General features: G+C 51.5%; 12 protein-coding genes. 4 read left to right on the forward strand and 8 right to left on the reverse strand.

Features of this window, described 5'->3' with window-relative positions; all coding sequences use genetic code 11:
• Window positions 1–7 precede the first annotated feature (7 nt).
• Complete coding sequence (rnhA, locus tag SE18_RS15910; protein ID WP_083469946.1) at window positions 8–718, forward strand: ribonuclease HI; 711 nt, start codon at window positions 8–10, stop codon at window positions 716–718.
• Here rnhA and SE18_RS15915 read toward each other — a convergent pair.
• From SE18_RS15915 to SE18_RS15925, 3 genes are all read right to left on the reverse strand, one after another.
• Window positions 715–2,286 carry an ATP-binding cassette domain-containing protein gene (locus SE18_RS15915; protein WP_054535944.1) on the reverse strand — a complete coding sequence of 524 codons (1,572 nt, stop codon included), beginning with the start codon at window positions 2,284–2,286 and terminating at the stop codon, window positions 715–717. The two genes, rnhA and SE18_RS15915, sit on opposite strands and share 4 nt — an antisense overlap.
• Window positions 2,287–2,357: 71 nt before the next feature.
• Complete coding sequence (gene mqnC, locus SE18_RS15920; RefSeq protein ID WP_201783506.1) at window positions 2,358–3,545, reverse strand: cyclic dehypoxanthinyl futalosine synthase; 1,188 nt, start codon at window positions 3,543–3,545, stop codon at window positions 2,358–2,360.
• 179 nt (window positions 3,546–3,724) lie between these two features.
• Window positions 3,725–4,429: a class I SAM-dependent methyltransferase gene (locus tag SE18_RS15925; RefSeq protein ID WP_054535460.1), complete on the reverse strand. Its 705-nt coding sequence runs from the start codon at window positions 4,427–4,429 to the stop codon at window positions 3,725–3,727.
• A 149-nt stretch (window positions 4,430–4,578) separates the two neighbouring features.
• Between SE18_RS15925 and SE18_RS15930 the strand changes: the two genes are divergently transcribed.
• Both SE18_RS15930 and SE18_RS15935 read left to right on the forward strand, forming a co-directional pair.
• Window positions 4,579–5,493: an ABC transporter ATP-binding protein gene (locus SE18_RS15930; protein WP_054535461.1), complete on the forward strand. Its 915-nt coding sequence runs from the start codon at window positions 4,579–4,581 to the stop codon at window positions 5,491–5,493.
• Between the two features lie 19 nt (window positions 5,494–5,512).
• Window positions 5,513–6,640, forward strand: a complete 1,128-nt coding sequence (locus tag SE18_RS15935; protein ID WP_054535462.1) for an ABC transporter permease — start codon at window positions 5,513–5,515, stop codon at window positions 6,638–6,640.
• A 153-nt stretch (window positions 6,641–6,793) separates the two neighbouring features.
• Here the strand turns inward: SE18_RS15935 and SE18_RS15940 are convergent, their stop codons facing one another.
• The 5 genes from SE18_RS15940 to SE18_RS15960 all read right to left on the reverse strand — a co-directional run bounded on the left by SE18_RS15940 (window position 6,794) and on the right by SE18_RS15960 (window position 13,080).
• Window positions 6,794–8,047 (reverse strand): phospholipase D-like domain-containing protein, encoded by a 1,254-nt coding sequence (locus tag SE18_RS15940; protein ID WP_054535463.1) that lies wholly within the window; start codon window positions 8,045–8,047, stop codon window positions 6,794–6,796.
• Window positions 8,048–8,217: 170 nt separating this feature from the next.
• On the reverse strand, window positions 8,218–9,720 hold the full coding sequence (locus SE18_RS15945; protein ID WP_083469948.1) for a sugar transferase: 1,503 nt from the start codon (window positions 9,718–9,720) through the stop codon (window positions 8,218–8,220).
• Window positions 9,696–11,009 carry a GTPase ObgE gene (gene obgE, locus SE18_RS15950; protein ID WP_054535465.1) on the reverse strand — a complete coding sequence of 438 codons (1,314 nt, stop codon included), beginning with the start codon at window positions 11,007–11,009 and terminating at the stop codon, window positions 9,696–9,698. Before obgE ends, SE18_RS15945 begins: the two co-directional genes overlap by 25 nt.
• Window positions 11,010–11,155: 146 nt before the next feature.
• The gene (locus SE18_RS15955) at window positions 11,156–11,341 is read right to left on the reverse strand and encodes a hypothetical protein (protein WP_054535466.1); all 186 of its coding nucleotides are present in this window, start codon (window positions 11,339–11,341) and stop codon (window positions 11,156–11,158) included.
• 227 nt (window positions 11,342–11,568) lie between these two features.
• Window positions 11,569–13,080 (reverse strand): integrin alpha, encoded by a 1,512-nt coding sequence (locus SE18_RS15960; protein ID WP_054535467.1) that lies wholly within the window; start codon window positions 13,078–13,080, stop codon window positions 11,569–11,571.
• Window positions 13,081–13,244: 164 nt separating this feature from the next.
• Here SE18_RS15960 and SE18_RS15965 point away from each other — a divergent pair, with 164 nt between their 5' ends.
• Window positions 13,245–13,715, forward strand: coding sequence for a low molecular weight protein-tyrosine-phosphatase (locus SE18_RS15965; protein ID WP_054535468.1), 471 nt, complete (start codon window positions 13,245–13,247; stop codon window positions 13,713–13,715).
• Window positions 13,716–13,765 lie beyond the last annotated feature (50 nt).

Below are 13,765 nucleotides of genomic sequence, written 5' to 3' on the forward strand. Positions count from 1 at the left end.
GGATTGTGTGGCAAAACGTAAATTTTATGCAGTCGTAAAGGGTCGCCAACCAGGCATTTATACTGAATGGTTTGGCAATGCTGGGGCCGAAGCCCAAGTTAAAGGTATCGATCAGGCAGTGTTTAAGGGTTTTGCCAGCTTTGCTGATGCAGAAGCGTGGTATCGTGAGCGGGCTGGCCGCGCGCCGCAACACATTCCCCAAAACGTCGATCTCACGCCCGTGAGCTTGGCGATCGATCCGCAAACGGCCTTGGCTGATGGCAAGGTTGTGATCTTCAGCGATGGCGGCAGCAATGGTAATCCTGGGCCTGGTGGCTATGGCGTGGTGCTGCGTTCTGGCGTGACAGTCCGCGAATTAACAGGCGGTTTTGCTCGCACAACCAACAATCGCATGGAGTTGATGGGCGTAATTACTGGCTTGCAAGCAGTGCCCAAGCCTAGCAAGATCGTGGTTTTTAGCGATTCGTCGTATGTAATAAATGGCATGCAAAAGGGTTGGGCCGAGCGCTGGAGCAAAAATGGCTGGCGCACAACCACTGGCGCGGTCAAAAATCCTGATCTGTGGCAAACCTTGCTTGAGCTAGCCCAAGGCCATGCAATTGAATGGGTGCAAGTGCCAGGTCACGCAGGCATCAAGGATAACGAGCGCTGCGATCGTTTGGCGGTGCAGGCTTCGCGCCAGCCCAATTTGCCAATTGATGAAGGCTACAAGGATTAAAGCGGCTGATAGGGAATTTCAATTTCGAGGATGAGGCCGCCGCCAGCCCGATTATGCACCCGAAACCGCCCTCCAACCAGTGCCACCCGTTCGCTCATGCCCAATAAACCATAGTGCCCTGCATTGGCAAGCGCCGCCAAATTGATTTCTGCTTGCAAGCCGCGCCCGTTGTCGGCAATTGTCAGCAAAAGGGTGCGGCGAGCGGTTGCGCGCAGGCTAATGCCAACTTTGCTGGCTTGGGCATGCTTGCGTACATTGCTCAAGCCCTCTTGAATCATGCGAAAAGCCGAAATTTCGAGCATTTCTGGCAAGCGCTCCAATTCATCGTCAAGGTCAAGCTGTACTTCGATGCCGCTGCGGCTGCTCCAATCGCGCACAAACGATTGAATCGCGGCGTTCACTCCAAGGCTATCGATGGTTGGTGGGCGCAAGTTGCCACAAATTGCCCGCACTGTGCTGACCAGTTGGCGAATGTTATCGCGCAAATCATCAAGCCCAAGGCTAGCTTGCTCAGGGTCGTCAATTTGGCTGCGCAAATTATCAATATCATAATTCAGGCTCACCAAATCTTGAATCACTTGGTCGTGTAGTTCGCGGGCCAGCACTTTGCGCTCGCCTTCGCGCTCGGAAAGCAAACGCCGTTGGGCTTCTTGCAAGGCTGCATTGGCGCGGTCGAGGTTGCTCACTTGTTGATCAAGCTGGCCAATCAATTGGCGATTAAGCTGATTCTGGCTGGCTAAATCGTGCTCTAGGCTGGATTGGCTTTGGCGCAAGGCCTCTGCTTGTTGGCTGGCGCGATGGTAATTTTCTAAAGCCCAAATAATTGGCGTAAGATGCTGCTGATCGCGCGCGCCAATCTGGGCGCGCACAACTTCCTCGCGGCTGGTTTTTTCGGTTGCGGCCTCAAACACAAAGCGCCCACGCCGCAACACCAAAATGCGATTACTGACCGCAAACAGATGATCGAGGTTTTGGCTGCTAAACAGCACCGCCACGCCTTGCGCCTGCCATTCGCGAATCAATTCGAGTAATTTTTGTTGATATTCGTAGCGTAGCAGCGCGGTTGGCTCATCGATAATCACCACTTGCGGTTTGCGAATCAGCACTTGGGCGATTGCCACCATTTGGCGTTGCTCGCTGGATAAATTGCCAACATGGGTGCGCAACGATGGCAATTCCATGCCAAGTTGGGCGAGAATTTGGCGCGCCATGTGGGTGTGTTGGCGTTGATTGGGCAATGATAACCAGCCGAGCCAACTGCGGCCAACCTCGTGGCCCAAAAAAATTGCACTTGCCACATCCAAATGATCAACCAACACCGGCTGTTGATGGATCACAGCAAGGCCAGCGCGAAAGGCAGTTTGGGTTGAGTTGATTAAGTGACCACGAGTGGAAATCACGCCAGTATCGGGTTTTTCCAAGCCTGCCAACAAGCGTACCAGCACCGATTTGCCAGCGCCGCTTTGGCCAGTTAGGCCCACCACTTCGCCGGGCGCAAGATCAAAGCTCACCTCATCGATGACGGGCAGCGTACCAAATTGCTTGGAAACATGGCGACAGGTAAGCATACGATTCAGCCAATCAGTGCTTAAATACAAACGCCATGGATGCCCAAGCATCCATGGCGTTGGCTTAAAGGTTATTTCACCGCTAAGGGAATTTCGACCTGCTTGGCTTGACGTGGCTGTTTGATGCCCATTGATGGCACGCTTTCGCTATCTTTGGGGTCTTCATAGGCTTTAATCAAGTTGTAGTGGGTATCGCGTTTGGCAGGAATAAAGCCAGCATCGCGAATAAAGCCATGGATTTCGCGCTCGCCCATACATTGGTAGGTGTCGTGAGCGGCGTTTGAAACCACATTTTCTTCGAGCATGGTCGAGCCAAAATCGTCGATGCCAAATTTCAGCGACACTTGGCCAATCTTCGGCCCTTGGGTGACCCACGAAGCCTGAATGTGCTTGAAGTTGTCGAGCATAATTCGCGCCATAGCGGTGTGGCGCAAATATTCGGCAGCGGTTGCCCCGTAGTCATCCGAGAACTTCGAGCGACCAAGCGAGGTCAACTCCGATTTCTGGACAGTCCACGAGATAAAGGCAATAAAGCCATTGTTGTATTCGCGCAACGAAACATCCTGCAAATCGCGCAATTTCATAAAGTGATTCATGCGTTGTTCGAGGGTTTCGCCAAAGCCAATCACCATCGTGGCGGTTGTGGCCATGCCAAGTGATTGGGCAGTGCCTTCGACCTCGAGCCAGCCAGCAGCGCTTTGCTTGAGCGGGCTAACCCGTTGGCGCACTTCATCATCGAGAATTTCGGCGCCACCGCCAGGAACCCCGGCCAAACCGGCTTCCTTGAGCGTAATCAGCACATCGCGAATGCTCATGTTTTCAACTTGGGCCAGATTATCGATCTCTGAAGGCGAGAAACAATCAAGCTCGATGCTGGGATAGTGCTCGCGCAAATAGCGCAGCAGGCCGGTATACCACGAAAGCCGTAACTCAGGATGGTGGCCACCCTGCATCAAAACCCGTGTACCGCCATATTCGACAAGCTCGGCTAAGCGAGCACCAATTTGTTCGTAGGTTTGCACATACGCTTCTGGGTGGCCCAATGGGCGATAAAAACCACAGAATTGGCAATTGGTCGTACAAACATTACTATAATTTACGTTGCGATCAACGAGATACGTAACTAAATTGCCGGGCACAAGCCGTTGGCGAATCGCATCAGCAGCCATGCCTAAATCCAGCAGGTCAGCTTCACGATACAAAAACAGGCCTTCCTCAGCCGAAAGACGCTCACCATTGACTGCTTTTTCAAGAAGCACGTGTACATTCATAATTAAAAAAGCCCCCCGTTGGTTTTGCTGGCGGGCTGACTCACGCAGTCCGTCACGTCAATTGTATCATATTTCACACGGCGATTTCAGGCCCGTTCGCGATTGTACTTTTTGAACTATCCCAGCCCTCACTGCGCTTCATCCTTCATCCCTCATCCTTCATCCTTTCAACGGCGTACCCCAGTAATTGTGCCAGCCCAAAACCACTGCTGCACATCATCAAGGCTGAAGCCATGCTGGCGGAGCGCGCTGTTGAGAATCGTTTGGCGCTCAGCTGGTAGCGTGTCGAGCCACATCTCTTCTTTATCGAGCCGCAGGCGGCTTAAGCCACATTCGCGCAGCAACTCGGTTAAATTGCGTTCGCTATAAAAGCGAATTGAATAGTTGATCCATTGGCGGACGACCTGCTCGACAAACGAGCGCCCAGGCTCTTCCTCGGGCAACAAAACGCTGCGCAACAGCAATTGGCCATCGAGGGCTAGCGCATCGGCCAAATATTCCACGAAGGCATGTTCATCGGGCATAAATTGAATAACTTGAGTCGCCAAAATAATATCGATGCCGCTGCGTGGCAAATCGAAATCGCGCCAATTGGCTACGCCAAACTGAATCGAGTTGATGCCTGCTTGGGCTGCGGCCTGGCGCGCTTTGGCAATTTGCTCAGGCGAAATATCAATCGCAATAATTTCTGCATCAGGCCAGGCTTGGGCTAAGGCAATAACTAATTGACCTTGGCCACAACCAACGTCAAAAACACGCGGCTTGGCAGCAATCGGCTGGCTTTGCAGCAAGTGTAATACATCAACGGGGCGCACAAAACTAGTTCCAACCGGAATCGTGGCATAATGGCGAACGAGATCCTGTTCATGCATTGCTGCTGCTCCTTCTAATGCTTAAGGGCGATGTGCAACGAACTGTTATCATATATCGTATTAGCACCTAGAATTATCACATGAAGATGGCGAATGCAATGCCAACTTGCAAAGAGTTGGCTAACTAGGTGTGTGTGGAGCGACTGTTTATGACCGCAATTCAGGTTGAGAACCTCGTTAAAATCTATGGCCCGTTACGAGCCGTCGATGGAATTAGCTTCGACGTAGCGAAGGGCGAGGTCTTTGGGATGCTTGGGCCAAACGGCGCGGGCAAAAGTACAACGACCGAGATGATCGAAGGCCTACGCAAGCCCGATGGTGGCAGCATTCATGTTTTGGGCCACGATGTTTTAAAGAATGTCGAGCCAATCAAGCAACGAATTGGGATTCAACTGCAAACAACCTCGTTGTTTCAAAAACTTACAACCCGCGAATTGGTTAAATTGTTTGCCTCGTTTTATAAAAATACCTTGCCTGTTGACGAAGTGATTGGCTTGGTGAACTTAGAAGAAAAAGTTAACACCGCCTCGAAAGATCTCTCTGGTGGTCAACGCCAGCGCTTGGCAGTGGCAATTGCCTTGATCAACGACCCCGATATTATTTTCCTTGATGAGCCAACAACTGGGCTTGACCCGCAGGCGCGGCGCTCGATGTGGGATGTTGTATCCAACTTACAAAAACGCGGCAAAACCGTCTTTTTGACCACCCACTATATGGAAGAAGCTGAGCGGTTGTGCGATCGGGTGGCGGTGGTTGATCACGGCAAAATTATCGCCTTGGGCAAACCGCAAGCGCTCATCCACGATAACTTCGATGAAACTGCCTTGGAATTTTCCAATGACGAGCAATTGCCCGAAAGCTTGCTGGCAACTTTGCCAGGCGTGGAGCGGGTGCAAAACGAAAATGGCATCACCACGATTTATTCAAAGGGTGTTGCGCGCACGACCAACGCCTTGATGGCCTTGGTTGAGCAACAGCAAACCGAGTTGCGCGGCTTTACGATTCGCGCCGCAACCTTAGAAGATGTGTTTTTGAAATTGACTGGTCGACGGATTCGCGACTAAGTGTGGGAGCAACCAACTCATGTTTGTGCAATTATATCTATCACAATGGCGCGAATTTGCCCGCGACCGTATGGCGCTGTTCTTCACCATCTTGTTTCCGCTGATTTTTATTAGCATTTTCGGCTTGCTCTATGGTGGCGGCAGCAAATTTGACGAAAAAGTCGGGATTGTCTTGGAAGATCAAGGCCCAATCGGCCCGCAACTTGCCAGCGCAATCGAAGGCTTGACCCAAACCCCAGAAGGCCAAGACGCTGATAAAAACGTCTTTTCGGATATGAAGTTCAGCCGTGGTAATGCCAGCGATTTGGAAAGCCAATTGCAAAAAGGCGATCTCCAAGCCTTGGTGATTATTCCAGCTGGGCTGAGCGAGAGCATCACCAGTGGCCAACCAGCCAGCGTCACGGTGAAGGTTGATCAATCGAGCCAAGTGTTTGCGCCCTTCTTCCAAGGCGTGGTTGATAGTATCGTTCAAAAGGTTGATCAAGGCATTACCCAATCCAAGCCAATGTTGACGATGCAAGTGCAATCGGTGCTTTCAAGCCAAATCCGTGGGATTGATCTCTTGATTCCTGGGATTTTGGCCATGTCGATTATGCAACTTGGCTTGTTTGCCACCGCCCAACCAATGATCGCTATGCGTACTCAAGGCGTGTTGAAGCGCTTCAACGCAACGCCATTGCCACGCTGGATGCTCTTAGTGAGCTATGTGGCCATGCGTTTGACGATTGGTTTGCTGCAAACAATCATCATCATCGCAGTTGGCAAGCTGATGTTTGATGTGGCAATTTTGGGTAGTATCGTGGCCTTGCTGGGCTGGCTATTGCTGAGCATTTTGATGTTTATTGCAATTGGCTTCTTCGTGGCGGCGATTGCCAAAACCGAAGAAAGCGGCAATGCCATCACCCAATTAATCAACTTCCCAATGCTGTTTCTCTCAGGGGTTTTCTTCCCTGTGACGGGCTTGCCCGATTGGCTGCAAGTGGTGGTTAAGGCCTTCCCATTGACCTACACGGTCGATTCGCTGAAGCAAGTGATGATCAACGCCCCGCCAATTAATACGCCGATGATTAACTTCGTTGTGCAACTTGGTTGGCTGGTGGTGATGACCGTGCTCTCAATCCGCTTCTTCAAGTGGGAAGCACGCTAGCAAGTCAAAGGGCAGAAGTCAAAAGTCAAAATGATTGCTGCTTCGCCCATTTGATGTTTGATAGTCCCAAAAAATAACACCCTGTAGCAAAGGGGAAATCCTTCGCGACAGGGTGTTTTGACCTTTGACCTTTGACTTTTGACTTCTGACTTGCTAAAACAGTCCTCGTGCTGGTTGGAGCACTTGCTCGCCGATATGGATGAAGATTGAGCGACTGCGCCAAGCTTGATAATTGATTTCGCGTGATTGGGCGCGATCGTTCAAAAACATAGCTTCCATTTGGCGCGCAAAGGCTGGATGTTTGATCGTGGCGTTGATTTCGTAATTGGCTGCTAAGCTCCGCGTATCTAAGTTGGCACTGCCGACGGTTGACCACAGGCCATCGACGGTCATGGTTTTGGCGTGAATCATCGTGCCACGATAGAGCAACACGCGGGCGCCATGCTCCATCAATTCGCCCAATAAGCCGCGACAAATCCAATCGACCACGATATTATCCGAAATTTCGGGCACCATAATTTGAATGTCGATCCCGCGTTTGGCTGCATCAATCAAGGTTGCGCGAATCAGCGGATCGGGCAAGAAATAGGCGTTCGAAATATAAATATGATGCTTAGCATCATTAATCGCATCAAGATAGGTTTGGCGAATTGGTAATTGATATTCGATTGGATCGTTCGCACATATCCCAACATGCTCATTGCTAGTAGTTGGATAGCTTAATTTAATTTTGTGCTTCTTATTATATTTATTCCAAAGTGCGATAAATTCTTCTGCAATGTTGGCGGCCATTGGGCCTTCGATTTTTAAATGGGTATCACGCCAAGTGCGAGCATAGTTGCGGCCAATATTCATACCGCCCAAATAGCCAATTTTGCCATCGATGACCAAAATCTTGCGATGGGTACGAATCCACATATTGGTATCGACGAATGAGCGAATCGATTTGAGCCGCCCAAATTCAAAAACCCGAATGTTGCGGCGTTTGCCAAACAGCTTAAAGCGCTCGGGAACGTGCAACGTGCCAATCCCATCGAAGGTGACGTAAATTTTAACCCCTTCGCGAGCTTTGCGAATTAAGGCCCGTTTGAAGGCAAAACCAACCTCATCGCGCTCGAAAATATAGCTTTCAAGCAAGATTGATTCTTTGGCTAGGGAAATATCAAATAGCATTTGGCGAAAGACTGAGCCACCATCATCAAACAGTTGCACGGTATGCTCGCCCAAATCAATTGGTGGCAAATCAAGCTGTGGAAAGGTATTTTCAACACTTCGATTGCGCAACTTGGCATAGGCCATCAGCGCTCCCATCAAGCCCAATTGAGCCACAATGCTGGCAAGCAGCAAGCGTGGCAGCGAAACTACCCACTCGGTCAGAAACCACAACCCAGCCTTAAGCCAACGCATAGCGATCCTTTCGCAGCTTCGACCTCGTATCGATGAGGCCAAGCCTGCTTGTCGCAATTCCAATGCCACCACTATAGCACGGCCACGCTTAACCAAAACAGGCCATCACTTACTGATAGCCTGTGATTGCTGTTTTCTAGACCCCGATCCCCAACAACCAAGCCCCAGCTTTAGTATGCGCCGCGCCCGAAGAGCACCGCCGGAATTGTCATGATCATAATGCGCACATCGAGCCAAAGCGACCAGTGCTCGGTGTAGTAAATATCCAAGCGCACCATATCGTCGAAGGTGGTGTTAGAGCGGCCAGAGGCTTGCCACAAACCAGTCAAACCGGGCGTAACTTCTAAGCGCCGGTAGTGCCACTCTTGATATTGGGCTACTTCATCGGGCACTTGTGGGCGTGGGCCGACCAAGCTCATCTCGCCACGCAGCACATTATAGAGTTGCGGCAATTCATCGATGCTCAGTTTGCGCAAGACACGGCCAATTTTGGTAACGCGTGGATCGTCTTTGATTTTGAAGAGCGCGCCTTCGGCCTCGTTTTGCGCCATCAAGGTCTTTTTGAGCGCTTCTGCATTGGGAACCATCGTGCGCAGCTTGTAGACCATAAACGGCTTGCCATGCTTGCCGATGCGTGGTTGGCGAAACACAACTGGCGCTTGGGGCGCAGAAAGCTTAATCATCAAGGCGGCTATGCCCCAAATTGTGGCCCAAATTGGCGCGGTTAGGCCGATGAGCAACAGATCAGTAGTACGCTTGAACACATAATTCCAGCCGCGAATAACATTTTTCTTCAAGCGCAACAAGGGAATTGTGCTCAAACGCTGAATGCTGACCCGATCAAAACTGAGTTCATATAAATCGGGAGCAACCCGAAATTCAACATTGAACTTGCGACAGATGCGCACAACTTCGGGCAGGCTGGTATGCGCCCAAAATGGTAGGGCAATAATCACCTGATCAACGTGGCGCTGACGCATAATTTGTTCAAATTGGCTGAGTGCACCAAGCCAACGAAATTGCTCACCTGGGGCAGCGACATCATCGCGATCATCGGGCGGGCCTTCGACGTAGCCCAACAAATGATGGCCATGATCGAGCGTATATTGCAGCTCTTCCATCACCTGTTTGGCGAGGCCGCGATTGCCAACGACCACCACTTGCTCTAAACCAACGCCGCGGCGCCAAGCCCAACGCCGCAGCATGCGCAAGCCAATTCGGCCAATCGTCAGGGCTACAATCACACAAAACCACACAAAGACCATAATCAAGCGCGACCATAAATCGGCACGATTGATAAATAGCCACATGACGGTGAGGGCGAGCGCAATCGTAGTGCTGGTAACGATAATGCTGAATGAATCGAAGGCCGAAGCAGAGCGGGGTAAGCGATAGAACCCGCGCCAGTGAAGGGTTGTGCTGAGGGTCAGCATAAACACCAGCATCATCGGGTAGAAGGCCGATAACTGGCGATACGAAGCAGGGTCGTAAATATCGCGGCCTAAGCGGACATCATAGCGCAGCCAGTGCGCAAGGGCAAAGGCTGCGAGAATCAAACATCCATCGAGCATGGTCAGAGCCAGCCGCGATGTGGTTTGACGCACATCGCGACGCGAAAAGATCGGTTGGCTGGTAGACCAATCGCTCATCATCCAATCGACTCGTCTTGCCATAACAACTCAGCTTTTTCAATCCGCACAGGATCGCCATGGCGTACACCAGCGGCAAACAAGGCTGCTGAAACGCCCATCGCTTCCAACACTCGTTGGAGCCGATCAAGCGATTCGCTTTGGGCAAAGTTCGTCATTGAAACAAGCCGTTCAATTTTCTCGCCGTGGACACGCAACACGCCATCTTCTTCAGTTTCGAGCCAGAAGTCATTCGGGTCGATATTGCTGAAGCGGAAGGTCAGAATTTCCTCACTGTACGGGAGGCGGGTGATCCGTTCGGGCATTTCGAGCAGAATATCGACAATTCGGCGTTGCAACGGCTGAAGGCCTTGATTGGTTGCTGCCGAAATCGGGAAGATATTCTCAGGCTCAATGCCCCAAGCGATAATTTGTGGACGCATCAATTCGTCAAAAGCTTGGGCATCGGGTAAGTCGGTTTTGTTCAAGGCCACAATTTGTGGGCGCTGGGCCAATTCGCTCGAATAGGCTTTGAGTTCGGCGTTGATCGTTTGAAAATCTTCAAATGGATCACGGCCTTCGGTGCCAGCTGCATCGACCACGTGCACCAGAATGCGCGTGCGCTCGATGTGGCGCAAGAAATCGTGACCCAAGCCAACCCCACGGCTCGCACCTTCGATCAAGCCAGGAATATCGGCGACAACGAAGGTGAAATCGTTGTATTCGGCTACGCCTAAGTTTGGCGAAAGGGTCGTAAACGGATAGTTAGCAATTTTCGGGCGCGCAGCACTGACCATTGAAAGCAACGTCGATTTGCCAGCATTTGGAAACCCAACCAAGCCAACGTCAGCAATTACTTTTAATTCAAGCTGAAGCTCGCGCTCTTCGCCTGGCTGGCCAAGCTCGGCAATCCGCGGCACTTGATTCGAGGCGGTGGCAAAGTGGGTATTGCCCAAGCCGCCCTTGCCGCCTCGGGCCACCAACAACTTTTGGCCAGGAAACAACAAATCGACCGTTTGCAGCTCGCCTTCGATTTCGGCGCTGACGGTTGTGCCCGGGGGAACTCGAATAAACATATCTTCGCCAGTGCGACCCCGTTTGCGTTGCCGCCCAGCATTCAAGCCCTTATCGGCTTCATAATGGGTTTCAAAGCGAAATGGCAATAACGTATTTAAGTGAGGGCTTACTTCAAGATAAATACTGCCGCCACGGCCACCATCGCCACCATCGGGGCCGCCACGCGGAACATATTTTTCACGGCGAAAGGTAGCCATCCCATCGCCACCATCACCAGCTTTTACTGTAATTAGCGCACGATCTATAAAATCTGACATATACATTCACCCATTTCGTGTGGTTAATTATTCAATTGCTATCGTCACGCAGGATACATGAAGAATCGCATGCTGTCCAATGCGTTTAGACACAAAAACGACGCTCTTGCGAGCGCCGAATAGCTATAACTATACCATAATTTGGCCTAGCCTGGGGTGATTTCGTCTGCTGGTTCGATCCCCATCTCATCAGTTCCATCGCTTGAATTCGGGTCTGACATTGGGCCATCGACTGGCACATATTGCTCTTCGGTTGCGCCATGGGTGCTATCAACAGCATTTTCATCTGGGCGAATCGTGTTATCTTCACCAGTAACTTGTGGGTCGGTCATTGCAATCACTCCAACTAATCAAAAGAATATCTGCCTAAGCTTAATTGCAACCTCTATGCCACGAAAGCAAAAGTCAGAAGTCAGAAGTCAAGAATCAAAAGCCCATAGCCCATAGCCAAGTTTGTGCTCTTCGTGTCCTTCGTGGATCAAAAACGTATTCTAAAACACCAACAGCAGCGACACCGGAGAACCAGTGATGCCGCTGCTGTTGCTGAAACAACCGCCGACTACTTCGTGATCATCGGCAGATAAACTGTTGTTGGCAGGCGACCAACGATATAGGCTTGGCCTTCGGTCTGGCTGCCAGCAAGGTCGGCCCCCAGAAGCAAATCGCCATGCCCATCGCCAGTAGCATCGCCTAAGCCCGCTACCGCCCGCCCAAGGCGGCCACCGCCAACAACGCCATCAAGGCTATAGCCCTGTTCAGCTGTCAATTGAGCCAAGTTAATCGTGTTGCTGACTGGTGGTGTATTGATCACATACACTCGACCAGTATCGTTGCCAAGGCTGCTATCAACCCCATAGGCCCCGATAATCAGCTGTTGATCTCTGTAGCCCACCGAGAACCCTGCCTCGTCAGCTGGTTGCTCTCCCACAAAGCGCACCGTGTTGCTCAATGGCTGAGCCAAATCGAGCGTGCCGCTCAAGGCTGCACCATAAACCAAATCGACGCGGCCAGCACCACCAGCAGGAAATTGGTCGCTGCCAACTGCCAAATCGCCACGTTGGTCGCCGTTGACATCGTCAGTGCCAACCACGCTAATCCCAGCGCGATTGCTTGCGCCAGCGCCTGCAATGACAAATCCATTGTGGGCTAATGCGCCAATGTGGAATGCGCTATTGGTATTTGCGCCCCAAACTACGGCCACGCTGCCAGCAGCGCTACGACCCAAGGGATCGGCAACATACGAGCCAACCAAAATCTCAGGCTTGCCATCGCCATTCATGTCGCTGGTACTACCCACGGCGCTACCAGCGCGATCGGCAGCGGTTGCGCCGTCGATGCGATAGCCATAGTTCGTGGCGGTTGCCAAATCGATGGTGCTGGTGGTGGCTTTGCCCCAAACCACATAGGCCGCGCCAGCATTATCGGCGCTGCCATCAACGCCAATCGCGCCGATTACAACTTCGTTCAAGCCATCGCCGTTGAGATCGTCCACCCCAGCCAGCGAGTAGCCTACGCGATCGCCGCCAACTGCGCCATCGATGCGATAGCCATGATTGCCAAGCGCCGCCAAGTCGAGAGTTGTGGTTAGCGAGCCGCCCCAAACCACAAATACGCTGCCAGCGGTCGAGCGATCATTGGGCGATTCGCCCCACGCTCCAATTGCAAAGTCGTCGATTTGGTCGCCGTTGACATCGCCAAGGCCAGTCACGCTCCAGCCAGATGAAGCACCCTGACTGGCCCCATAAATTGCTACGCCCCGCTCTGCCAGATCAGGAGCTTGCAAGGTTGCAGTCATAGCCTGACCCCAAATTAAGTAGGTGGTGCCAGCACTTGGTCGGCCTAAAGGTGCAGCGACCCACGCGCCGACCAAGCTATCGCTCAGGCCATCATTATTAATATCCCCAGCGTCGGCAACCGCATAGCCAGCATGCTCGCTTGCGCCGCCAGTAAACGCCATAATCGTTTCTTGATTCAGATTTGCAGTGATGTGCTGGGATTCAGCATATGCCCAGCCACTAAAACCTAGGGCAATGCCACAGCCGCATAACCCCACCATTTGGCGTAATTTCAAAACCAGACCCTCCAAGAATGTGTGCTACGATGTTTACTTTAGACAGTTATTTCCGACTAAATTGTTTTTATCTCGCGAGACTATACTCGATCTTCAAATTCACGTCAAACTGGTATACTAGAGGCTGTTTTTGGCTTGCTTAGCGGTATTTTGAAGGAGTGCGCATGGTTAGGGTCTTATTCGTTTGTTTAGGCAATATCTGTCGTTCGCCGATGGCCGAGGGGATTATGCGTCACTTGGTCGAGCAACGAAAGCTAAGTCATGCGATTGAAGTCGATTCGGCTGGTACCAGTCACTATCATATTGGCGATGAGCCACATCATGGCACTATGCGCATTCTGCGCCACAATGGGATTAGCCTTAGCCACCGTGGCCGCCAATTTGGCAAAATCGATCAACAGAACTTTGATTATTTAATTGCCATGGATAGCCAAAATCGCCGCGATATGCAAGCGGTTTTGGGTGCAAACGAGGCCGAAGTGCGCTTAATGCTCGATTATATTCCCAACGGATTTAAAGGCCGCGACGTGCCCGACCCCTGGTACACTGGCAATTTCGAAGAGGTCTATGCAATGTTGTATGCTGCTTGCAATGCCTTGCTCGATGAAATTGTGGCAACCAAACTTTCTGCTTAAAGCCAAATGCCCGCTAGCTATTCGGTTTGAACAGCTAGCGGGCATTTTTT

Origin of the sequence: Herpetosiphon geysericola (assembly GCF_001306135.1) — a bacterium.
In the GTDB taxonomy this organism is placed as follows: domain Bacteria; phylum Chloroflexota; class Chloroflexia; order Chloroflexales; family Herpetosiphonaceae; genus Herpetosiphon; species Herpetosiphon geysericola.